Here is a 23,308-nt window from a genome sequence, read left to right as displayed (position 1 = left end):
TTTTACCTGTCCTTTGCAGTGGCACAAGGCCACTGCAAATTGAGGTCTTAACGGTTTGCCAACATCATGCGAGCGATAGAGCGAATACCAATTCCAGTCGCTCCTGCTGGCCACAAGGCATTCGCTTGAGTTTGATACGCTGCTGCTAAATCGAAATGGGTCCAACCGGCACCGCCGTTTGGCGCGAATCGCAACAAAAATCCTGCCGCGTTACTTGCACCGCCGGCACCGCCACCTTTAATCGGACGACTATTCGCGGTGTCAGCAAATGCTGAAGGACAATTGTCTTTATGGAAAGCCGCTAGCGGCAGACGCCAAAGTGGCTCTGACTCATCCGCAGCCGATTGCAGCGCAGCCTTTGCAGCCTCTTCATCGACACTAAATAGCGCATTGTATTCGGTGCCTACAGCGACCTGAGCAGCGCCCGTAAGGGTGGCGGCATCAATGATTTTCTTCGCACCTAACTCGCCTGCGCGAATGAGGCCATCGGCCAATACTAAACGCCCTTCGGCATCCGTGTTTACAATCTCAACCCGCTGTCCATCTTTATAGGTGATAATGTCGCCGTTTTTGTATGCTGTGCCATCAATCATGTTCTCAGCGCAGCACAACAATAACTTCACCCGTTGCTTTAAGCCCTGACGAATGGCCACAAGTAGCGCACCTGCAACAGTAGCGGCACCACCCATATCACACTTCATTGCCACCATACCTTCGTTGGTTTTAATGCTATAGCCGCCGGTATCAAAGGTTATGCCTTTGCCGATAAGGGCATAGGATACGGGCGCATTTTCATCGCCAGTTGGGTTGTAATCAAGTTCCAATAGCGCTGGTGCTTTTGCACTAGCACGTCCGACCGTATGAATGCCCATGCGGCCATCTTTGATCAGTTCATCACCGGCCACAACCTGCCATGACACAGCATCACCACCAGCTTTCTTAAGCTTTTCAGCAACCCGATCACACAAAGATTCAGGATAAATTTCTGACGACGGCAGGTTAATCAGTTCACGGCTCCAGCGAAACGCATCCGCTAGAATCTCCAAGGTTTCTTTGTCGCTGCCCACGAATTGAACCGTGTTGGTGTTCATCGTATCGGTAAAGCCTTGGGAAAGCGCCCATTGGCGGTCACGCGACCAATCGTCCGCCGCCGGCTCAATCACGCTCACACCCAATTGGTCGAGTTTACGGCCCGCTTGCTGAATAGCGCGCAACGTTGCCGCCTCATCATTTTGCACCACAATGTACATGGCGCCATCGTTCCAATAATGCCGAGTCGTGCCCTTATAAGAAGAAGGCGCACGTTGGTCGGTTAGGTATACCTTGACTGCACTGGACATGATATTCCTCTTTACGTATGTTGGTGGGCGATTTTTAACTGCAATCACCACATTCGAATAGCAGTTACTTTTAATTACTGTAACGGGAAAGCGAGTAAGGATGCAATTTCAGCCTCCCCTACACCGGGGTATTCTACACCGAAGATACAAACGTTTCCTTGCTGATATTGAAACTAGCGAGGGAGAACTGATCACCATCCATTGTCCGAACACCGGTGCAATGACAGGTTGCGCCGAACCCGGCAGTATTGTCTGGTATAGCACATCTGAAAATCCGAAGCGTAAATATCCCCACACCTGGGAGTTAACCGAGCTTGCCTCGGGCGCGATGATCTGTGTCAACACAGGGCGCGCCAATACCTTGGTGGGTGCGGCCTTGCGTCAGGGCCAGATTCCTCAACTTACCGGTTATCAACAAGTTCGTTCAGAAGTGAAGTACGGTGAGGGCTCTCGCATTGATTTTTTATTGAGCCAAGACCAAGAAGGCCGCCCCGATGCCTACGTTGAAGTAAAGTCGGTTACCCTGTTGGAACAGGGGCAAGGATACTTTCCAGATGCCGTTTCAACCCGCGGCCAAAAGCATCTGCGAGAGCTTATCAATGTAAAAGCACAAGGTGATCGCGCCGTTTTAGTGTACTCTGTACTACATTCACAGATCCAAAATGTGCTTCCGGCGGTACATATCGACAGCCAGTACGGCGCACTTTACGAACAAGCGCGTGCGGCGGGAGTTGAGATTATCGAGCTGTTTTTCGAGCTTTCGCCCGAGGAAATTGTCAATCCTCGCACAAACTTAAAGAAAAACACTTGATTCCTACCTCGATCGCCCATATAAAGCGCCGGGTGCACAAATTGCGCAGGAAATTTTATTCTGATATACATACCCTCTTTTTTTATGGGAAGGGTAATTCGCCTCTCGGAGGAAAAACGATATGACTGATGCGACCAAGGAAAGAAAAGCGCATGGTGTTTTGGCGCTAGCAGAACTCGCGCCTTATCAAGAAAAGGAAGGCGAAGAATACATGAATGAGCGCCAGCGCGCCCATTTCAAACGTATTCTCGAAGCCTGGCGCGCGCAACTACGTGAAGAGGTTGACCGAACCGTAGGGCATTTAAAAGAAGAAGCTTCCAACTATGCCGACCCAGTTGACCGGGCTGCACAAGAGGAAGAGTTTGCAATCGAATTACGCACACGTGATCGCGAGCGCAAGCTGATTAAGAAGATTGAGAAAACCCTCGAGTCTATCGAGCGTGACGATTTCGGATACTGCGATTCGTGCGGCATAGAAATTGGTATTCGTCGCTTAGAAGCGCGTCCTACTGCCGATCTCTGCATCGATTGTAAAAGTCTTGCTGAGATTCGTGAGAAGCAAATGAAAGGTTCCTGATGCACTATGCATCAGCCTTCTGCTGACACAATCAAGCCACGGGGCTATCGTGGGCGCTTTGCGCCTAGCCCTTCAGGCCCTCTCCATGCTGGCTCATTGGTTGCTGCCCTTGGCAGCTATCTTGATGCCAAAGCCCATCAAGGGCTTTGGTTTGTTCGCATTGAAGACATTGATCCACCCCGCGAAGTTGCCGGCGCAGCAGACACCATACTCGCGCAGCTCGACGCACATGGCTTACACTGGAATGGGCAGGTAAGTTGGCAAAGTCGCAATCACGAGCGCTACCACGCGGTTGTCGACCAATTACGTTTAGAAAACCTTATTTACTACTGCCAGTGCACCCGCGCAGAAATTAAACAACGCGGTGAGCACTATGATGGTTATTGCCGTGAACGCCAAGCTGAAGTTCTTCAGAGTTCTCGGGATCTCGCCCTTCGTTTTCGTAATCTCCACCCCATTACCAGGTTACAAGACCGCTTCCATGGTTCAGTGCCATTAGATCATGATGTCGCCCATGAAGACTTTATCCTGCGCCGGCGCGATCAGCTGTGGGCTTATCAATTGGCTGTTGTTGCCGACGACCGCGATGCCGCTATTACGCATATTGTGCGGGGTGAAGATTTGTTACTGGCCAGTGGCTGGCAACTAACCCTCTGGCAGCAGTTAAATTCGCTTGGAAATACCTCCGTAGCCCTTCCAGAATTAGCCCACTTGCCCCTAGTACTGGATGGTCATGGGCAAAAACTGAGTAAGCAAAATCATGCACCGGCACTTGCCAACCACGAAGCGCTGAATAACCTCGTGCGAGCATGTCGCAGCTTGGGTCTCAATGATATTGCTGCAACCCACTATGATACGGTTGATGATTTGCTTACCCATGCGGTCGCGGTGTGGCAGCGAAACTTCTGTAAGTGATTCAGGTGTCTCACAATCATCCGTAGCGACTTGATGAAAACTAGGTTAAAATTGGCGCCTATTTGATCACCGCCTGCATGCAGAAGGAGTCTGGCAATTATCAAGCGATTAGCCACGTTCGCGAAAAAAGTACTGCCGAAAAAGTCGGCAGACGCCCAGGGGCGAACTTTAGCAAAGCCTATTGTCATTCCGCGCTCTGAGCATCCAATTTCGCGTCAGGATATACCTGAAAACGCGCTCAAAGTTCTTTATCGTTTGCACAAAGCAGGCTTTGAGGCCTACTTAGTGGGCGGCTGTGTGCGCGACTTATTGTTAGGTGTCACACCCAAAGATTTCGATGTCGCCACCAATGCAAGTCCTGAGCAGATCAAAGCGTTATTTCGCAATTGCCGTTTAATCGGTCGACGTTTCCGACTCGCTCATATCGTTTATGGTCGCGATATCATTGAAGTGGCCACCTTCCGCGGCCATCATCCTGACGAAGAAGATGAGCAGCCCGCCAGCCAAGAAAAAGGCAAAGAAAACGTTTCCAAGCAAAGCGATCATGGTTTGCTGCTACGCGACAACGTGTACGGAACTATCGAGGAAGATGCGGAGCGTCGTGACTTCACCGTGAACGCCCTCTACTACTCCATCGCTGATTTTGCCATTTACGATTTCGCCAATGGCATCGCCGACTTAGAGCAAGGGCTGTTACGGCTGATAGGGGATCCAGAGCAACGCTACCGTGAAGATCCAGTACGTATGCTGCGTGCCGTGCGCTTTGCAACCAAACTGGGTTTGCGTATCGAGGAACATACCGCAGCGCCCATACACCCGCTGGCATCATTGCTCGATCACATTCCTCCCGCGCGATTATTTGAAGAGTTTCTGAAGTTATTCTTAAATGAACGTGCCGAAGCCAATTTCGAGCAACTGCATCACTATGGTCTGTTCACGCGCATGTTCCCGCTTCTGCGTTCCGCATTGAAGCAATCGACCAGCGTTGAATATAAAATGGTGCAGCAAGTATTTGCCGACACCGATGCACGTCTGCGCTCAGAAAAAGGCGTAAATCCGGCCTATCTGTTTGCCGCCCTGTTGTGGTACCCAATGCAGGCGCATGCAGAAGAAATCATGGCTGAAGGCGGCCTAGCCGAGTTTGATGCCTTTGCCATTTCTGCCGCAGATGTGGTTGGACGGCAATCGCGCAGCATCTCGATACCCAAACGTTTTAGTTTGCCGATGCGCGACATTTGGATGTTGCAACTGCGTTTGCGCCAAACTCATCCGCGTCGAGCGATACGTCTACTGTCGCATCCGAAATTCCGAGCTGCATATGATTTCTTGCTGCTCCGTGCGAAAGTGGAAGGTAACTCAGAGCTGCAAGAGTTAGGCGATTTTTGGACGCAATATCAAAAGAAAAACCCGGTCCCTGAAGCCAGTACCCATACGGGCCCACGCAAACGCACAGGACCTCGCCGAGGTCGCCGGCCACGGCGAAAGAAGACGGATGATTAGGGTTTATCTGGGTTTAGGCGCTAACTTAGGTAATCCAAAACAGACCCTGCTGGATGTAATGGATGAGTTACGCCAAGCCGATTTTGTCAGCCAGCTGTCATGTTCATCCCTATATGCAAGCAAGCCTATGGGGCCGCAAGATCAGCCCGACTACGTCAATGCGGTCGTTGGTTTCTTTACCGAGCTTGCTCCCATTCCATTGCTTGATACACTGCAACGCATCGAGGCCGATTTCGGTCGCGTGCGGGGCCGTCGTTGGGGTGCACGGACATTGGATATTGATATACTCTTGTATGGCGACCAAACTGTTAATACAGAGCGATTGCAAATTCCCCATATGGGTATCGAGCAGCGGGAGTTTGTTCTCGTGCCGCTTGCTGAAATAGCGCCAGACCTTGATTTACCTTCGGGAAACTCAGTAAAGTCTCTGGCACAGTCTATTTCTCACAACGGACTTCACCGGATAGCGCCGGCGCCAAGCGACCATCCATAAGTATACAAGCTAACGGGAGCACATCATGAGCCGTATTCGAACAGCCGGACTCATTAAGAAGAAGCAAAAAGGTGAGAAGATTACCGCCTTAACCGCGTACGATGCGACTTTTTCCAAGCTGATTGCTGCCTGTGGTGTGGATATCATGCTAGTGGGGGATTCCCTTGGCATGGTTTTACAAGGACACGATTCTACGCTTCCTGTGACCACCGATGATGTGGCTTACCATACCCGGTGTGTACGCGCCGGAGCGGCAAACGCTTTTGTTATCGCCGATATGCCGTTTATGACCTACCCCGATCCCTATAGTGCGTGCGAGCATGCAGCAGAGCTGATGCGCGCTGGCGCCAATATGGTGAAGCTCGAGGGCGACGAATGGTTAACGCCCACGGTAGAAGCGTTAACACGCCAGGGAATTCCGGTGTGTGCCCATTTAGGCTTATTGCCACAATCGGTGAATGTTCTGGGCGGCTACAAGATTCAAGGGCGCGAAACCGATGCTGCCGATCGACTCATCGCCAGCGCGCAAGCGTTAGAGCAGGCAGGCGCCTTGCTACTGGTTGTTGAGTGCATTCCAGCTGCACTTGGTAAACGCGTGTCGGAGGCGCTAACGATCCCTGTTATCGGCATAGGTGCAGGTCCTGATACCGACGGTCAGATTCTTGTGATGCACGATATGCTGGGGCTTAATGCGGATTACCTACCTAAGTTTACGAAAAACTTTTTGGCCGGCCAGGATAGTCTTGAAGCCGCCATCAAAGCCTATGTGACTGATGTAAAAGCTGGCACTTTCCCTGGGCCTGAACATACTTTTGAATAAATAAACACGATGCAAAAAATTGAGCAGTTAGCAGAACTTCGGCAGGTAAGAACACAATGGGCTCGCGCTGGCGAAAGCGTCGCTTTTGTACCGACCATGGGCAACCTGCACGAAGGTCATCTCCGGTTAGTGGATCATGCCCGCTCTGTGGCGGATCGGGTTGTGGTGAGTATCTTCGTGAATCCCATGCAGTTTTCCGCCAATGAAGATCTCGATAAGTACCCGCGCACCATGGCCGCCGACTGCAAAGCGCTTGAAGCTCGCGGCGTTGACTTAGTTTTCACCCCCACGGCAGATACCATTTACCCCAAGGGATTAGCACAGCAAACTTATGTGGAAGTGCCCGGTATCGGCGATATTCTCTGTGGTACTTCACGCCCAGGGCATTTTCGCGGGGTCGCCACTATCGTGTGCAAGCTGTTCAATATGGTACAGCCTGAGCATGCGGTTTTTGGCAAGAAAGACTATCAACAACTGATGGTGATACGCTTAATGACACAAGATTTGTCACTTCCTGTGATGATTCACGGTGTCGAAACGGAACGGGCCAGTGACGGCCTTGCCCTGAGTTCTCGCAACGGCTATTTAAATGCCGAAGAACGAACACAAGCGGCTCAGATTTACCAATTGTTGCGGTGGATGGAGCAGCAGTTGCAAGCAGGCGAGGATCCCATTGAGCTAGAACATCGTGGTCAAGCATCGCTTACCGAAGCCGGATTTAAGCCAGATTATCTAAGTATTCGTCGACGCTCTGACCTGCAATTGCCAACCGCAGACGATCACCAGCTGGTGATTCTTGTTGCCGCATACCTGGGGACAACGCGTTTGATTGATAACTGGGAAGTGAATCGCACGCCTACAGGTTAGGAGCAGGCGTGCCGACAAAGCTGATAGGGATTTTCAGGCTCTATAAACCCGCTTCCGTTGCTGCATCCATCACCCGTTGCAGTAATCCTGGGGCACTCTCAGCAATTTCTCGTTGCTCTTCGATAATATCTTTTAGCATAGCTTCTGTGGTGAGCGGGTTAGCGAGCACACTGCGAAACACTAGCGTAGGTTCCCGGTGATACTGAGACGGCGTCAATTTTGTTCGAGACACGAATGAGCGGCCATTCTCGCGCTGGACCTTCTGGATGTATTTCGTCAGCACATTTAAGCTTGGCGTAATCTGAGCAATTTGCTCCGGCGTCGCTACCTGTAACCGCCGTTTCAACGATGCAGGAATGTAACGATAGGTCAGCAAGCACAACTCTGGCTGGGTAACGACTTCAAAATCCGCTTGCTGATCAATTAAGTCCGCAAAGAATTTAGCTTTCTCAATGCTGGTGTCGATGAGAAGCGCATAGCCTCGACGCCCCATCACATGCAGTGCTGAGTAAACTAACATCGCCATCCCCGGTCGTGAGCCTTCCATGGTATGGCTACCTAAATCCTTTGAGCCACGACGAATCACGTACTCTGCGTGATGTTCAATGGCATTCACTAACGCCGGATCTTTAAAAAGCACCATTCCCGCGCCCATTGGCACATACATCTGCTTGTGCGCATCAATAGTGACACTGTCGGCGCGTTCAATGCCTCTGAGTAGTGCGCGATGCGCGTCAGACATAAGCGTCGCGCCGCCCCAAGCGGCATCAACGTGAAAGTGGGCTTCATAGGCTTCAGCAATGCTTGCCATTTCATCGAGGGGGTCGATATGACCGGTTTCCGTGGTGCCAGCAATCCCCACAATCGCCATTACGCGACCACCGGATTGTGTGACATCCTCAGCTATGGTTCGCAATGCCTCAATCTGAATGCGGTTATTCTCGTCGGTGGGAACTGCGACTATATTCTTACGCCCAATTCCTAATACATCAGCGGCTTTGCTCAATGAGTAATGACCGCGCTCTGATACTAACACCACCAATCGGCTATAGCCGTAGTAGCTCAATCCTGCTGGTAGCCCTTCTGCGGCCACGCCAGCAAACGTATCTGAGGGCGCCAGCAAATTATTTCGTGCAACCCAAAGCGCACTGATGTTGGCAACGGTTCCGCCAGAGCAAAATGCACCAAGAGAATGGTCTGCGTTATGCATCCAGCGCTGATAGAAGGCGTCATTCTCGCCATACACAAGATGATGCATCATCCCCAGTACTTGTCGCTCGAGGGGTGTAAACGCCTTGGAAGTCTCAATTTTCACCAAGTTCTGGTTTAAACCAACCATCAATTTGGCGAGGGGCAACAAGAAATAAGGGAGTGCTGAGGTCATGTGACCAATAAATCGGGGCGATGCGGTATGTACCGACTGCGCAACCAGCGTGTGCAGTAGTTTCTCGGTATGATCCGATACAAATTCAGGTTGCTCAGGGATTTCGCTGAGGGCGAAGTCCTGCTCAATTTCGTAAAGAGGGCGTTCTTGCGCAACAATATGAGACGACAGAAAATCTTCAAGATTCTCTGACAGGTGTTTTTCAATGCGCCCCAACGTCGAATCCGGTGCCTCGGGTACAGTGAAGATCCGAAACAACGATTCCATGCTGACTTGTGCTGAAACTTTGGGCCCCACGCTCATCTCCTGGCCTCATTTTTGCGAGCCGAGGACTTTAGCATATCCGCTGTTGCTTCCGCTAGCTTTCTCAACTCATCAAGCTGTGATGGCTCCACCAGCTGTGGGTGCTCTAAATGAGCCTGTAAACGCCAGAGGGCTTGCCCGCTGGCTTGGTATTTACGTTCAAACGGCGTTATCGGTGCAAGGTCATCCGGAAGTTGCTCCATAGCGCTATCGACAGAAAGTGCCGCCAGCGCCAAACTCATTTCCTGCAAATACACCGACCAATTGCTGCGAAGCTCGAAGTTACCGCCGAGCTTTACCATACTTGGAAACACCGGTGAACCGTGCCAACGCCGTCCGAGATGCTTCTTTTTTGGCCAAGGGTTCGGATACATCAAGAACTGATGGGTGGGCTGCCACTGTGCATCCGCAGCTAGCCGCCAGAAATCATTTAAATCCGCCCGTACCAACACATACCGACCAACGTCAGCTGACGAGCTGTGGGCCGTATGCTTACCTAATCGATGCGCTGATTTATCCACACCTATCACTAAGGCTTCCGGATAGCGCCGAGCCAAGGTTGCCGTGCTCTCTCCCACGCCACAGCATGCGTCCAAAATAATTGGACCATGAAAGGTATCAACGATAGACGCCGCCTCAGCAAAAGCCGCAGCACTATGTTCCGCAATAGGTTTTCTAAATGGATTTTGCCAATAGCGCGCCACCAACCCAGGCACATCTGAATGTGGCCCTTCTTGATTGGAGCTAATCGCGCGCGATAACTGTTCGCTCATTAGGTTCGGGTTCCCGTACCGCGTTTGAGCAACCACCAAGCTAAGACAAAGAAACCAATATTAAAAATCAATAACACGCCAAGTGCAGTGGCTGGCGCAATATCGGACACACCGATAAAGCCATAACGGAAACCGTTCACCATGTAGATAATTGGATTAAATTGCGATACCGCTTGCCAGAAATCGGGAAGCAATGTGATCGAATAAAATACCCCACCAAGGTAGGTCAGAGGCGTCAACACAAAAGTTGGGATAATCGAAATATCATCGAAGGTTTTTGCGAACATTGCATTGAGCAGCCCACCTAGCGCAAACAAGGTGGCGGTCAGTAAAACCGTGAGGATAATCATGGCGAAACTTTGAATCGCTAAATCAACAAAGAACCCGGATACCAAGGTAACAATAATAGCGACCAATAGAGCACGGGCGACACCGCCGCCGACGTACCCCAGAATAATGGTGATGTTAGACACAGGTGCAACTAACATTTCTTCCAGGTTTCGTTGAAACTTGGCACTAAAAAAGCTCGATGCCACGTTGGAATATGCGTTTGTAATCACCGACATCATGATCAAGCCAGGAACAATAAACTCCATGTAACTGACCCCACCCATCTCACCGATGCGACTACCGATGAGGCTCCCGAAAATAATAAAGTAAAGGGTCATGGTAATTGCCGGCGGGACCAAGGTTTGTACCCATATTCGTAAAAACCGGGTGCATTCCTTTATCCAAATAGTCTTTAACGCTGTAAAGTGAATTGGGTTCTTCATGCTTTCACCGTCTCCTTGTCAGTACGGCCTTGATCTACAAGGGTGACAAATAGCTCTTCCAGTCGATTCGCTTTGTTGCGCATCGACAATACTTTAATACCTTGCTCGGAAAGCTCGCTAAATACCGAGTTTAACCCTGCCGATTTCACCACATCGACCTCCAAGGTATGGTCGTCAATCACGCGGGTTGCTGCACTGGTCACCTGTGGTGCATTGTCACTTGGCGCGATATCGAGCACAAAGGTTTCGATATTGAGCTGGCTTAACAAACTTTTCATGGTTGTGTTTTCGATAATTAAACCTTTATCGATGATGCCAATATGGCGGCACAACACTTCCGCTTCTTCTAAATAGTGGGTCGTAAGAATAATAGTCACGCCCTGCTTGTTAATGCGCGTTAAGAAATCCCACATGGAACGGCGTAGCTCGATATCAACGCCGGCAGTGGGTTCATCGAGAATGAGTAATTTGGGTTCGTGAAGCAAAGCACGTGCAATCATTAGCCGGCGCTTCATACCACCAGAGAGGGTTCGGGCGCGATCATTGCGCTTATCCCACAAACCCAGTTGGGTTAGGTATTTTTCCGCACGCTGCTTCGCGAGATCGCGAGGAACGCCGTAGTAACCCGCTTGGTTCACGACGATCTGCAGAACCGTTTCAAATTGGTTAAAGTTAAACTCTTGCGGTACCAATCCAATGTGTTGTTTTACTTCATTGATTTGAGTATCTAAATCAAAACCAAATACTTTAACCTCACCTGCTGTCTTATTCACCAATGATGAAATAATCCCGATGGTGGTGGATTTCCCGGCCCCATTAGGCCCAAGCAATGCATAGAAATCACCTTCTCGAACTGCGAGATCAACCCCTTTTAAAGCTTCAAAACCGCCTCGGTAGGTCTTTCTCAATCCTTTTATTTCAATTGCGTTTGTCATGAACTACACAACTCCAATTAATGACCGATGATGCACGACTCACTTAGGCTCATAGCCCCAGCGCTGCATAATAGTTTGATCTAATCCCAAGTGATCGAGGATGCGAGCGACCACAAAATCAACCAAGTCCGAAATTTGTTTCGGCTCGTGATAAAAGCCGGGAGCCGCTGGCATAATAGTGGCGCCTAGTCGCGATAACGTCAGCATATGTTCCAAATGAATCGCATGCAGTGGCATTTCCCGCGGCACTAAAATTAACTGCCCGCGTTCTTTCAGTACCACGTCTGCAGCGCGTTCAATTAAGTTATCGCTCGCGCCAGTGGCAATGGCTGACAAAGTGCCGGTAGAGCAAGGGCAGACCACCATGCGTTTGGGGGCTGCCGACCCCGATGCGACTGGCGAAAACCATTCTTCTTTTCCATATACGCGCAGTTGCTCCGACGATACTTGGAACCGCTCACAAAATAGGGCCTGAATTGCTTCAGGAGAACCCGGCAGTTTCAAGTTTTCTTCCGTTGCGAACACAACACGTGCCGCACTTGAAATGAGCAACGATACCTGTTGTTTTTGCGCCAGCAAGCACTCGAGCAAACGCAACGCGTACGGTGCGCCCGAAGCGCCTGTAATTGCCAGTGTAATCCGTTGATCCGTTGCCATTGTGTTTTCTCGCCTTCGTTAAAAGTTACACGCGAATGATTAAGCCTGGGGAGCGTTTACCTCGCCCTTATAGGCTTCCTGCGCTAAATCAATTAATTGCTGGTGGATACCGCCGAAGCCACCGTTGCTCATAATAAGCCAGTGCCCGGGTTCCTTTTCTTGCGTGGCGATCGCTGCGACTAAACCCGCCACGCTATCGCGCACTACCACTGTGATCGGCATTTTCGCAAACAGCGCTTCAAGTTGCCAAGACACCCCCTCTGGCTGCAGCGCATAAACGGCATCTACGCCTTCGAATGCCGCCGCCAGCGTATCTTTGTGGACACCCGCCTTCATGGTGTTCGAACGGGGCTCAAAAATCGCCACCAATCGATCCTTGCCGACACGCGCCCTTAACGCTTGCACCGTCGTTTGAATGGCGGTTGGATGATGAGCAAAGTCATCATAAATACGAATGCCATTCGTGTTTGCGCGTAACTGCAAACGCCGCGCAGGAGCTTCAAATTCACTCAGGGCTTTTAATGCAAGTTCAGGGGCTACGCCCACATTTACTGCCGCCGCAATCGCCATCAGGCCGTTGCGAACATTATGTACGCCAATCAGGCCCCAATGGACTTCTCCAATAGAATGGCCTGCTCGCAAAACTTGAAAGGCCGATGCATCCGCGTGAAGCAAATTGGCGTCCCACTCACCTTGCGGACCCACGGCACTGTGTTGCACCCATGGCGCCGTTGCCATCACGGGCGTTAGTGCAGGTTCATCGCTAGCATAGAACACCTGCCCATCCCCTGGAACCGTGCGTAATACATGCTCAAATTGACGCTGAATAGCGGCTAAATCGGGAAAGATATCCGCATGGTCAAATTCCAAGTTGTTCAACACTAATGTGTCTGCAAAGTAATGCACGAACTTTGACCGCTTATCGAAAAACGCAGTGTCGTATTCATCGGCCTCAATCACAAACAGTTCACTATCACTGAGTCGTGCTGTTTGTGCAAAGGGCTGAACGACACCTCCCACTAAGAATCCTGGGGCCTTCCCGGCATACTCCAAAATCCAGGTTAGCATCGATGCCGTGGTTGTTTTTCCGTGGGTTCCCGCCACTGCCAGCACATGCTTATGCCGCAATAGTTCTTCGCCCAGCCATTGCGGGCCAGACGTATAGGGAATTCGTTTGCGCAAAACAGCTTCTACTAACGGATGGCCGCGACTTAATGCATTTCCGATAATCACCAAGTCTGGCGCTGGCTCGAGCTGACTTAAGTCGTCGTCCTGACTCAAGCTGATGCCGAGCTTTTCAAGCTGCGTACTCATCGGCGGGTAGACATTGCGATCAGAGCCGGTGACTTGATGTCCCATAGCCTTCGCAAGGGCGGCAATGCCCCCCATAAATGTCCCACAGATACCAAGAATATGTATATGCGCCATAGTTGCGCCCCACCTCCAAGCAATAACCGCCCATTGTAGCACTACACCGAAACTGAATCATCCACTTGAAAATGCGCAAAAAGGAAGCATCCAAGCTTGTTTTCAGGTACACTAGCGAGCGTTTCCGGCAACGACCTAAACGTATAAAAACAGAGGCTGATCATGCAACGCCTGATTCCCGTTTTGAACAACGATCACGTACCATTACACTTAATTTCCGTGATTAATACCCTGCTTACCGCTGCAAAAGAAATTTCTCATCGCCTGCACCAAGGTAGTCTGGCCGGTACGCTCGGCTCTACACTCGATGCCAATATTCAAGGCGAAGTCCAAAAGAAGCTTGATGTTGTTTCCAACCAGTTAATCAAAAATATGCTGTTGGAAACCCAACTTGTACACGCGGTTGCCTCTGAAGAAGAAGATGAAGTGGTGATGGGTAACCCAGATGCCAAGTATCTGGTTGCATACGATCCGCTTGATGGCAGTTCAAATATTGATATTAATGGTTCCGTGGGAACCATTTTTTCTATTTTGGAGAAGCCTGACCATCCGGCCGAGGGCACCGAACTGTTTTTGCAGACCGGTGATGAACAAATTGCTGCCGGCTATATCCTATATGGGCCGAGCACGTTATTGGTCATGACCACAGGAAATGGTGTCCGTGTGTTTACCCTCGACCACACCGTCGGTGAATTCCTACTTACGGTCGATAGCATTAAAATTCCTCAAGAAACACAAGAGTTTGCCATCAACATGTCAAACCAACGTTTCTGGACGACACCCATGCAAAAATATATCGAAGATTTACTCCTTGGGGCCGAAGGGCCGCGCGAGAAAAACTTCAATATGCGTTGGAATGCGGCCATGGTGAGCGACGTACATCGTATTTTAACTCGCAGCGGTATTTTCACGTACCCGGCTGATCTTCGAAACCTGAAAAAACCATGTAAACTGCGCTTAATGTATGAAGCAAACCCAATGAGCTTTATCGTGGAGCAAGCAGGCGGGCGAGCGACGACGGGTTACGAACGTATTATGTCGATTCAACCCGAACATATTCACCAGCGCGTATCGGTGATTATGGGTTCTCGGTTGGAAGTCGATGCCTGTCTTGGTTACTTTAAGAAGTATCCTTGTAATCGGCCCGATGCACCTGAATAGCTAATCGCTGAAATACAACCGGAACCTTTTGAGTTCAATTGAAAGGATTCGGTATACTAGTTGGCAATAAAGAATTAACGAACTTGTGAAAGGAAAACGACGATGAGTCTGAACGCGGTACCCGCAGGCAAGAACCTGCCAGAAGAAGTGAATGTAATTATCGAGATTCCTGCGAATGCGGATCCGATTAAATATGAAGTAGACAAAGATACCGGTACTGTTTGGGTCGACCGTTTTATGTCTGCTCCTATGTTTTATCCATGTAACTACGGTTATGTGAACGACACCTTATCACTCGACGGTGATCCGGTAGATATTCTGGTGCCAACCCCATACCCTTTGCTACCTGGTTCAGTGATCCGCTGCCGTCCGGTAGGGGTATTGAATATGAGCGATGAATCTGGCGAAGATGCGAAAGTGGTTGCAGTACCGGTAAGCAAACTGAGCAAAGAGTATGATCATATTCAAGACGTTAACGATTTGCCGGAATTGCTGAAAGCACAGATTACTCACTTCTTCGAACGTTACAAAGAACTTGAAAAAGGCAAATGGGTTAAAGTTGAAGGATGGGCCGATGCTGCTGCAGCAAAAGCTGAAATTCTTTCATCTTACCAACGTGCTCAAGAAGCGAAATAAATTGGGCTTGTGACGCCCTCGTGAGGATAACGGTTCCATGACAGATTTTTCCGTATCTGTCCGCGACCTAGCTTACACTTGGCGCGGACAAAGCAAGCCAACATTGAACATCGACACGCTCACCATTCAACATGGTGAGCGTATTATTTTGCGAGGCCCGAGTGGCAGTGGAAAATCGACACTACTCTCACTACTTGCAGGCGTGCACGATGTTCAAGATGGAGAACTTCACGTTCTCGGAAAATCGCTAAAAACAATGTCCCAAAGTCAACGTGACCGCTATCGTGCGGATCATATGGGCTATATTTTTCAGCAATTCAATTTACTCCCATTTTTGACGGTGCAACAAAACGTGCTCTTAGCTGTGGAGTTTAGCCGTGCGCGACGGGAGCGACTGGAAAAAGCAGGCGTGAATGCGAGCCAAGAAAGTGAGCGTTTACTTACCTCGTTAGGCATACATAACCAGTTGTGGCACAAGCCTGCAAGTGAATTGAGTGTAGGGCAGCAGCAACGGGTTGCCGCCGCGCGAGCGTTGATCGGTGCGCCCGAGATACTGATTGCAGATGAACCCACATCGGCTCTCGATGCGGACGCTCGTGATAACTTTCTCGCATTGCTGAAGGAAGAATGTGGACGTCACAATATTACCTTAATTTTTGTAACCCACGACGCCAGTCTTGCCAGTCATTTTGATCGCATCATTGAGCTGCAAAGCATTAATAAAGTGGCTTTGGAGGTTCACTCATGAGTCTCTTTAAATTAGCCTTAGCAAGCTTATTAAGTCGAAAATCGAATGCGTTACTCACCATATTTGCGATCGCCATCTCGGTGACGCTTCTATTAGGTGTCGAGCGCGTCAGCCAAGAAACCCGATCAGGCTTTGCTAATACCATCTCGGGTACCGATTTAATCGTTGGCGCACGTAGCGGTTCCGTCAACTTGTTACTCTATTCCGTATTCCATATTGGTAATCCAACCAATAATATCTCATGGCAAACCTATCAACATTGGGATCAGAGTCGGCATATTGCATGGACCGTTCCCATTGCGTTGGGCGACAGTGTGCGAGGATTCCCGGTAGTGGGAACAGATCAGCGCTACTTTGAACATTTTCGCTACGGTCGCCAACAGCCATTGCAGTTTGCCGCAGGACAGCCCTTCCACATTGGCGACGCTGTCATTGGTGCTGAAGTTGCACGTCGCCTCGGTTTAAGCACCGGCGATGATCTCGTTGTCGCACACGGAACCGGAAGTGTCAGCTTTCACGAGCACGACGATCATCCACTCGTCATTAGCGGCGTGCTAGAGCGAACAGGAACCCCTGTAGACCAGGCCGTATATGTTCATTTGCGCGACTTAGACATGATGCACGGTGGCCATGCACACGAGCCAGAAGGCGATGCGGAGCATGCCCACGATCATGATCATGAGCACGCCGATATGCCTCCGATTCCAGGGATCAGTGCTTTTTTAGTTGGGCTTGAAAGTCGTCCGCGGGCTATCTTTTTGCAACGAGAGCTGAATACCTATCGCGCTGAGCCACTCACCGCCATTATGCCTGGAACGACTTTGCAGGAGCTTTGGCGCACCCTAAGTGGTTTTGAGCGGGCTTTAACGGTGGTTTCTGCATTCGTGTTGCTAACGGGTTTAATCGGCATGTTAACCACGCTGTTAGCGAGTTTGCGGGAACGTCGTCGCGAAATGGCTGTCTTACGTTCCATAGGAGCCGGGCCCCGACGTATATTTGCGCTGTTAATTAGTGAAGCGATTGCCCTGACCATAGCGGGAATGCTTCTCGGTGTTGCACTACTCTATGGCCTCATGTTTGCCTTAGCGCCGTGGATTCAGCAAGCATTTGGTGTCGTTGTAAGTATTGGCGGATTGACTACCCCTGAATTTGCTCGGTTAGGCGTTGTGCTAGTCGCTGGTTTCTTAATTAGTCTTATTCCTGCGTGGCGAGCGTATCGAAACTCGCTCACCGACGGGTTATCCATGAGGATTTAAATGAAGCGTTTTAATGTAATTATTGGAGCAGTATTGCTCAGTTTATTCACGAGTTCTGCCGTGGCCGATGTCCGACAGTTGAATTGGAATGAGCTGCGCCCCAGTGACTGGACACCTCCTGCGGTGCGCGATCCAATGTACTACGAAATGAATCCAGACGCTCAGGTACAAACCAACTTGGACGCGCCTCTGGTGCCAGAGCTGGATGGCCAAAAGATTAAAATCCCAGGCTATGTGGTGCAACTCGAAGGTGATGATCGCCGTGTCACCGAGTTCTTATTGGTACCTTACTTTGGTGCCTGTATCCATGTCCCACCACCCCCACCCAATCAAATTATTCACGTTCGCTTTCCAGAAGGCGTTCCTTACCCAGTAACCTATGATGCAGTTTGGGTCACCGGCACAATGAAAGTTGAGCATTACGATGCCGATATCGCTCTTGTCGGCTATCAAATGGACGCCGCAGAAGTAATTTCTTACTTCTAATTAATTGCGTTGTGTAGGCATACAAAAAACCCGCCAGACAGAGGCGGGTTTTTTATATTTTACATGTTCGGATACATTAGAAGCGTAAATTAAAGCTCACAAACGGACCTCTAAAATCGTAGTCGGCCTGCAACCGCTCACCTTCATCAATCTCAAAATTCACTGTACGATAACCTGCGCTCAGATAGCCATCTAGCATCATGGTATCAATCAGGTGGTAACGAATACCCACCTCGATGTCTTGCACCTTATTGTCGTCGAAAGCAAAAAACTGTCCCTGACCGTGTATCGACAATCCTGTAAAGGGCAAGCCTGTTTCAGCACGTAAATAGAGCATCGGGATATCGGCATCAATGGCTTCTCGAAGAGTAACACCACCCTCTGAATTCCGTTCAATGAAACCACGAACACGCTTCACACTGACGCCGAAATGGATACGGGTAAGCTCATTATCTAGTGGTGCATAAAACGCCGTGAATGTTTCGTGGCCCAAATCTAGGCGCTGCGGCATGGCATCTTCTGTGGTACCCGTGAAGTCGAGCGTTTGTGTATCAAATCGGAAGTTTGGAAGTAGCGGTACAAAATGCTGCAGTGACGCAGTAAACCGAGTTTGACCATTACGGTCCCATGTCGTTTGTGCGAGCTCGACATCTGGAAAGTTTAACGAATCGGCGCCTTTGCCATTTGCATGCCAATACTGAGCTTCTGCCTCAAGTGTAAATATATCTGCTTGCGCAGCCGAGGAGAGCACTAAACACCCCAAAGATACAAATGCGACCTGACGTAAATGCTGGGATAACGCCATAATGTTCACCTAATTCTATTCGTTGGAAAGGACCACAAGCCTATCACAAAGCGAGCGGCTATTGACCCATATTAGTGGTGACCATGATGCGATGAACTCTGACTTTGTACGAGTTCTTTTACCGGAACTTTAACCTTCACTGTTTCGCCATTGCTAAACACTAAAGTGAGATCGTGGTAATCACCCACGACCAACGGCTCACTTAATGTCATCAGCATAAAGTGATAGCCGCCCGGCTGTAATTGAACCGACTGACCGGCTGGAATCGTCAGGGCATCCATCGCTTCCATCCGCACTTGCTCTCCCTCGCGCACATGGCGGTGAACTTCCACGTCGTCTGCAATCGCAATGCTGCCGCCAATTAACAGAAGGTCTTCAGAACCATGATTGGTGATTGTGCCAAAACCCGCACCATTTGACTGTCCGGGTATAGATTGCCGAAGCCAGAGGTCTTCGGCATCAATATTGATCTCACTAGCAATCGCTGTGAAGCTAAGCAAACCCGCAAGTATTACACCACACCATTTCATGAGAATATCCTTTCAGTGGAAACCGTGCAGATACTCTACATAATTTTATGCGGTTTGGGTACGTGTTCTCGTAAATAACCAAACCACACCTAGTACTAGCAGCACGGGCCAAAATAGACTGAAGCCGACCATTAACAGTACGCCCGCTACAATAGTCAATCCTAGCAAGGTGCTACCTAGCAACACCGCGCCGACAAAGAAGCCAATGCCTGCTAACAACAACACCACAAACAGTGGAACCAAAATAGCAAACACGCCACTGACCAACCACGTCAACAAAGTCGGTCCGAATACCGCCAATGCCACTGCAACCAAAAGAACAATCAATAATGTGCGCATAAAAAAACTCCCGATAAATAGACTTATAGGGAGTCATTCAAATTCTATGCCATTACATATAACTATTTGATATATAACACATTGAATGTTAATCGGTAGTAGATCTATTTAGGTTAGTTGGGCGATTTCACGAATTAATAGTCTATTTCATTCGTTAAATTCACGACTACCAGCCCCAATCCACTGTATTGTAAAAGTAACAGTCAGCAGCATCCTCGGCGATATCAAGTGTTACTTGCAGCGACAACACCAAGTTATCAAAGGCTTGCCCATGATCGAGGATTTCATAACGTTGAATAAAGAGACCATCGTCATAAATTGAAAAACGCGCGGCCACGGTGCGTAACGCACACTCGTTCATCAACGCATAGTCGGGTGCCGCATCAAGATCGTAAGACACGATAAATTCCAACCCAGAACACTTGGAATCGTCGCAGACTCTCCCCTCAAGGGTATAAATCAGACCGGATGGATCAACCGCAACAATATCGAGTTCTCCGCTGTTACTGACGGCCTCTCGTATTGTGCCATCAAGGGCCGCAACAAGTCGCTGTGCCGTCGCTAAGTCGACGCTTGTAACGAGTGGTGTTTGTTGTGCTCCCGCAGCGGGGACCACCATTAAGGTGCCTAAAACGGCAAATAGAGTTAACGCGCGCATAGTTGTTTCTCCATGGGTATGCTTTCTCAGATTAGTTCAAGACCCATGAAAAAGTACAGAAAAAATAAAGCCGACAACTAAAATAGTTGTCGGCTTTGTAGTTATTGGGCTATCGATTAAAACGCATAGCTCAAGCGAGCAAAATAATAGCCTCCGTTAAATCCAAACGGTGCGTTTGTATTCGGGTACAGGAAAATCCCATTAAACTGGTTTTCTGGGCGCTGTTTGTCTGGATACACATCAAACAAGTTTTGAGCCCCCACTTTTGCCACCAAACGATCGGAGATCGCGTATTGGACGCTAAGATCGGTGATCCACTTACCGCTAAAGTTCGTCTGCACGCCTTGATTATTCTCCAGCGTATAATCACCAAAATAGCTAAACGCAAGGTGCGTGGACCATTTGTTTAAACGGTGGTTAAAACTAATTGAACCGGTATTTCGTGGCACGCTCCGAGTCATACGGGTTCGTTCTACATTATTGAACAAGCGATCTTCTAACCCATCTAAAATTGTGGGCAACTGCACTCGATCAATGTTAGTTTCGTTGTACCCATATGCGGCTTGCGCACGTAAACTTCCAAAAGTTTCAAGATCAAAGGTTTGCGCAAGTACAACATCAACCCCGCGGGTAGTGGTATCCACTGCGTTAACAAAGAAACGCGCATTATCTGCACCCGCAGCGGCCAAAGCTTCAGCCACGGCTTCTGAGTCACTTGGAATCAAGGCACTGGATAAAATAATACGATCATCGATTTCTATTTGATAAGCATCAACCGTTAACGATAAGCCGTTGTCCCCGCTCCAAACTAAACCCGCACTAAAACTTTGCGATTCTTCTGGACGCAAATTACCAATTTCTAGCTCCTGAGCAACTCGGCTTATATTATTAAAGGTTCCTGATTGCTCTGGCACCAACTCGCCGTCACGATTAACAAAGAGTGTCGAGATATTCGTAAAATAGAGTTGTTGTACACTTGGCGCACGGAAACCGGTGTTAGCAGTAGCCCGTGCCGATAAAGAATCTGTAATCTCATATCGTCCGGACAACTTCCAACTGGTATTGCTACCGAAGTCTGAATAATTTTCGAATCGTAACGCCGCACCCCATTGGAATGCATCCGTCAATTGGTTTTCAAAATCCACATATAGCGCACGATTGCTACGAGACTCCCTCAGTTCTGAGTCGGGACGAAAGCCGGTGAAACCTTGGCTGCCCGCAGGCCGGTTGTCATAACCGCCATCAATATAACTCTCCTCATCCCCCGCAATAATTTTATATACGTTCTCACGGAAGCTTGCGCCGAGCGCAACGGATAGATCCGAATAATTTACAAAGGGAATAAATCGGCTGACTTCAAAACTTGCGTTGAACTCGTCAGCAACTACCGTACCGGCATGAAATTCGGTTGGCGAATCAGGCCCAAGTGACGCATTTAATGAATTTTCTAGCATATATATGAATTCACTTTGACCATAGCCCACACTTGCGTCGGCAGACCAATCTGAAAGATCAAAGCGATAGCCAAAGGTCACTGACGCATCATTCGTTTCAGGTGATAACAAAGGTAAGAAGCCATCGGGATAGACCTCTTCAAGGTTACGTGGATCTAACGCGCGACGGTAAAACGCACCACTTTGTGATACGCGCGCACTCCAGCCTCCAAAACCATAGAGCTCTCCTTCACCCACTTGATAATAGGTATTAAAAAAGAGCGCAGAGTTACTCACCTCCGCATCACCGACATGGTGACTTTGTCGGTCGAAGGTTTCTTCACGGGGATCCAGCGAACCATCATCGAGCAATGGATACTGTTGGCGTGGATCGAGACCTGCACGGTTCGTTCGGTCCTTACTGTGGTATTCAAATGATAGCGTTAGACCGCCTTGGTCAAATAGGCTCATTCCCAAAGAGCCTTGCAGCTTCAATTGCTCGCCATCTCCTTTGTAGGTCTGGCCAAGACTAATTGCCGCATCGCCACCTTCTGTGTTGTCTTTTAAGACAATGTTAATGACACCCGCGATTGCATCCGATCCATATTGAGCGGCTGCACCATCCCGCAACACTTCGATCCGCTTAATTGCTGAAATAGGAATGGCGTTCAGATCTGCATTAGAACTGCCTCGTCCTGTTGTGCCGTTCAAATGAACAAGTGCACTGGTATGGCGCCGCTTTCCATTAATCAATACCAGCGTGTGATCCGGTGACAAGCCGCGTAAGGAAGCGGGGCGCACCGCATCCGAACCATCAGTAATCGACGACGAAGGAAAGTTAAAGCTAGGAACCGCATACTGAAGTGCTCGCGCCGTCTCGGTGAAGCCGGCAGCAACCAGATCATCCCCTGAAATAATATCTACCGGCGACGAGGTTTCAGTTGCTGTGCGCACACTTAAACGTGAGCCAACCACTTGAATACGATCAATGTTTTGATTAACAGAGGTCTCATTTGTATCAGACTGGGCTAACGCAACTGAGGGAACAGCAAACACGGCGGACAGCGCTAAAACTAACTTTGTTGGTTTCATATGTTTTCCCTAAAGTATTATTTATTGTGTTGCCTAAACATTACCATTTGAACCGCCACCGCCCAATACCAAAGCGTTCCATCTTATAACCATATACGACATAAGGTAACCCACGCACCGCGTTAGGTGGCAGGCTCAGAACACCCGTAGCCAACGCACCGCGTTGGTTCGTGGGCTGGCCTTTCGCCAGAGCCGGAGAGTAGGACACCTTTCTATGCGCAGGCCACGCTCTGCAACACATCCATGTGGGGGGATTCCAGCGCAGGTGGAAGGCTAGCCACTGGCGGGTGTGCGCGGCATGGATGCCGCGCCCAAGCCTACACGGATGTACTTGCGGCGACCCGCAAGGGGCTGGCCTTTCGCCCGAGCCGGAGCGTCGGACACCTTTCTATGCGCAGGCCACGCTCTGCAACACATCCATGTGGGGGGCTTCCAGCGCAGGTGGAAGGCTAGCCACTGGCGGGTGTGCGCGGCATGGATGCCGCGCCCAAGCCTACACGGATGTACTTGCGGCGACCCGCAAGGGGCTGGCCTTTCGCCAGAGCCGGAGAGTCGGACACCTTTCTATGCGCAGGCCACGCTCTGCAG

Annotated in this window: 24 protein-coding genes; 12 read left to right on the top strand and 12 right to left on the bottom strand. The window is 49.7% G+C overall.

Annotated features, from left to right (window positions below; translation table 11 throughout):
* Positions 1-47 precede the first annotated feature (47 nt).
* Complete coding sequence (gene pepB, locus HXZ99_RS09440) at positions 48-1,340, bottom strand: aminopeptidase PepB (protein ID WP_194757054.1); 1,293 nt, start codon at positions 1,338-1,340, stop codon at positions 48-50.
* 100 nt (positions 1,341-1,440) lie between these two features.
* Between pepB and sfsA the strand changes: the two genes are divergently transcribed.
* From sfsA to panC, 7 genes are all read left to right on the top strand, one after another.
* Positions 1,441-2,151, top strand: a complete 711-nt coding sequence (gene sfsA / locus HXZ99_RS09435) for a DNA/RNA nuclease SfsA (RefSeq protein ID WP_194757053.1) — start codon at positions 1,441-1,443, stop codon at positions 2,149-2,151.
* A gap of 121 nt (positions 2,152-2,272) precedes the next feature.
* Positions 2,273-2,728 carry an RNA polymerase-binding protein DksA gene (gene dksA / locus HXZ99_RS09430; RefSeq protein ID WP_194757052.1) on the top strand — a complete coding sequence of 152 codons (456 nt, stop codon included), beginning with the start codon at positions 2,273-2,275 and terminating at the stop codon, positions 2,726-2,728.
* A gap of 6 nt (positions 2,729-2,734) precedes the next feature.
* On the top strand, positions 2,735-3,643 hold the full coding sequence (gluQRS, locus tag HXZ99_RS09425) for a tRNA glutamyl-Q(34) synthetase GluQRS (RefSeq protein ID WP_194757051.1): 909 nt from the start codon (positions 2,735-2,737) through the stop codon (positions 3,641-3,643).
* 186 nt (positions 3,644-3,829) lie between these two features.
* Entirely contained in the window at positions 3,830-5,143 is a 1,314-nt protein-coding gene (gene pcnB, locus HXZ99_RS09420; protein ID WP_194757158.1) for a polynucleotide adenylyltransferase PcnB, read from the top strand.
* On the top strand, positions 5,136-5,636 hold the full coding sequence (gene folK / locus HXZ99_RS09415; protein WP_194757050.1) for a 2-amino-4-hydroxy-6-hydroxymethyldihydropteridine diphosphokinase: 501 nt from the start codon (positions 5,136-5,138) through the stop codon (positions 5,634-5,636). The genes pcnB and folK overlap by 8 nt, the downstream gene beginning before the upstream one ends.
* A 25-nt stretch (positions 5,637-5,661) precedes the next feature.
* A complete protein-coding gene (panB, locus tag HXZ99_RS09410) occupies positions 5,662-6,456 on the top strand; it encodes a 3-methyl-2-oxobutanoate hydroxymethyltransferase (protein WP_194757049.1) in 795 nt (264 codons plus the stop codon).
* 9 nt (positions 6,457-6,465) lie between these two features.
* Positions 6,466-7,323 carry a pantoate--beta-alanine ligase gene (gene panC / locus HXZ99_RS09405; RefSeq protein WP_194757048.1) on the top strand — a complete coding sequence of 286 codons (858 nt, stop codon included), beginning with the start codon at positions 6,466-6,468 and terminating at the stop codon, positions 7,321-7,323.
* Positions 7,324-7,363: 40 nt separating this feature from the next.
* Here the strand turns inward: panC and panP are convergent, their stop codons facing one another.
* The 6 genes from panP to mpl are packed head-to-tail and all read right to left on the bottom strand — an operon-like array spanning position 7,364 to position 13,576.
* Entirely contained in the window at positions 7,364-9,004 is a 1,641-nt protein-coding gene (gene panP, locus HXZ99_RS09400; RefSeq protein ID WP_407928514.1) for a pyridoxal-dependent aspartate 1-decarboxylase PanP, read from the bottom strand.
* A gap of 2 nt (positions 9,005-9,006) precedes the next feature.
* Complete coding sequence (gene trmB, locus HXZ99_RS09395) at positions 9,007-9,783, bottom strand: tRNA (guanine(46)-N(7))-methyltransferase TrmB (RefSeq protein ID WP_194757046.1); 777 nt, start codon at positions 9,781-9,783, stop codon at positions 9,007-9,009.
* Positions 9,783-10,556, bottom strand: a complete 774-nt coding sequence (locus HXZ99_RS09390; protein ID WP_194757045.1) for an ABC transporter permease — start codon at positions 10,554-10,556, stop codon at positions 9,783-9,785. Before HXZ99_RS09390 ends, trmB begins: the two co-directional genes overlap by 1 nt.
* Positions 10,553-11,491 (bottom strand): ABC transporter ATP-binding protein, encoded by a 939-nt coding sequence (locus HXZ99_RS09385; RefSeq protein WP_194757044.1) that lies wholly within the window; start codon positions 11,489-11,491, stop codon positions 10,553-10,555. Before HXZ99_RS09385 ends, HXZ99_RS09390 begins: the two co-directional genes overlap by 4 nt.
* A gap of 39 nt (positions 11,492-11,530) precedes the next feature.
* A complete protein-coding gene (locus HXZ99_RS09380) occupies positions 11,531-12,148 on the bottom strand; it encodes a flavin prenyltransferase UbiX (RefSeq protein WP_194757043.1) in 618 nt (205 codons plus the stop codon).
* A gap of 39 nt (positions 12,149-12,187) precedes the next feature.
* Positions 12,188-13,576, bottom strand: a complete 1,389-nt coding sequence (gene mpl / locus HXZ99_RS09375; protein ID WP_194757042.1) for a UDP-N-acetylmuramate:L-alanyl-gamma-D-glutamyl-meso-diaminopimelate ligase — start codon at positions 13,574-13,576, stop codon at positions 12,188-12,190.
* 162 nt (positions 13,577-13,738) lie between these two features.
* Here mpl and HXZ99_RS09370 point away from each other — a divergent pair, with 162 nt between their 5' ends.
* The 5 genes from HXZ99_RS09370 to HXZ99_RS09350 all read left to right on the top strand — a co-directional run bounded on the left by HXZ99_RS09370 (position 13,739) and on the right by HXZ99_RS09350 (position 17,863).
* Positions 13,739-14,737, top strand: coding sequence for a class 1 fructose-bisphosphatase (locus tag HXZ99_RS09370; RefSeq protein ID WP_194757041.1), 999 nt, complete (start codon positions 13,739-13,741; stop codon positions 14,735-14,737).
* Between the two features lie 102 nt (positions 14,738-14,839).
* Positions 14,840-15,373 carry an inorganic diphosphatase gene (gene ppa / locus HXZ99_RS09365; RefSeq protein WP_194757040.1) on the top strand — a complete coding sequence of 178 codons (534 nt, stop codon included), beginning with the start codon at positions 14,840-14,842 and terminating at the stop codon, positions 15,371-15,373.
* Positions 15,374-15,410: 37 nt separating this feature from the next.
* Positions 15,411-16,121 carry an ABC transporter ATP-binding protein gene (locus HXZ99_RS09360; RefSeq protein WP_194757039.1) on the top strand — a complete coding sequence of 237 codons (711 nt, stop codon included), beginning with the start codon at positions 15,411-15,413 and terminating at the stop codon, positions 16,119-16,121.
* A complete protein-coding gene (locus HXZ99_RS09355; protein WP_194757038.1) occupies positions 16,118-17,377 on the top strand; it encodes an ABC transporter permease in 1,260 nt (419 codons plus the stop codon). Before HXZ99_RS09360 ends, HXZ99_RS09355 begins: the two co-directional genes overlap by 4 nt.
* A complete protein-coding gene (locus HXZ99_RS09350; protein WP_194757037.1) occupies positions 17,378-17,863 on the top strand; it encodes a DUF3299 domain-containing protein in 486 nt (161 codons plus the stop codon). It abuts the gene before it with no gap.
* 76 nt (positions 17,864-17,939) lie between these two features.
* Here HXZ99_RS09350 and HXZ99_RS09345 read toward each other — a convergent pair whose 3' ends face one another.
* The 5 genes from HXZ99_RS09345 to HXZ99_RS09325 form a co-directional block, all read right to left on the bottom strand.
* Entirely contained in the window at positions 17,940-18,668 is a 729-nt protein-coding gene (locus tag HXZ99_RS09345; RefSeq protein WP_194757036.1) for a TIGR04219 family outer membrane beta-barrel protein, read from the bottom strand.
* A gap of 71 nt (positions 18,669-18,739) precedes the next feature.
* A complete protein-coding gene (locus HXZ99_RS09340) occupies positions 18,740-19,198 on the bottom strand; it encodes a copper chaperone PCu(A)C (RefSeq protein ID WP_194757035.1) in 459 nt (152 codons plus the stop codon).
* Positions 19,199-19,243: 45 nt separating this feature from the next.
* Positions 19,244-19,537, bottom strand: coding sequence for a hypothetical protein (locus HXZ99_RS09335; RefSeq protein WP_194757034.1), 294 nt, complete (start codon positions 19,535-19,537; stop codon positions 19,244-19,246).
* A 166-nt stretch (positions 19,538-19,703) separates the two neighbouring features.
* Positions 19,704-20,195, bottom strand: a complete 492-nt coding sequence (locus HXZ99_RS09330) for a type III secretion system chaperone family protein (protein ID WP_194757033.1) — start codon at positions 20,193-20,195, stop codon at positions 19,704-19,706.
* Positions 20,196-20,311: 116 nt separating this feature from the next.
* Positions 20,312-22,720 carry a TonB-dependent receptor plug domain-containing protein gene (locus HXZ99_RS09325; protein ID WP_194757032.1) on the bottom strand — a complete coding sequence of 803 codons (2,409 nt, stop codon included), beginning with the start codon at positions 22,718-22,720 and terminating at the stop codon, positions 20,312-20,314.
* Between the last annotated feature and the right edge of the window lie 588 nt (positions 22,721-23,308).

Origin of the sequence: Aliidiomarina indica (genome assembly GCF_015354615.1) — a bacterium.
GTDB lineage: Bacteria > Pseudomonadota > Gammaproteobacteria > Enterobacterales > Alteromonadaceae > Aliidiomarina > Aliidiomarina indica.
The sequence above is the reverse complement of the archived record's forward strand: the minus strand, read 5'-3'. Positions and strand labels throughout refer to the sequence as shown.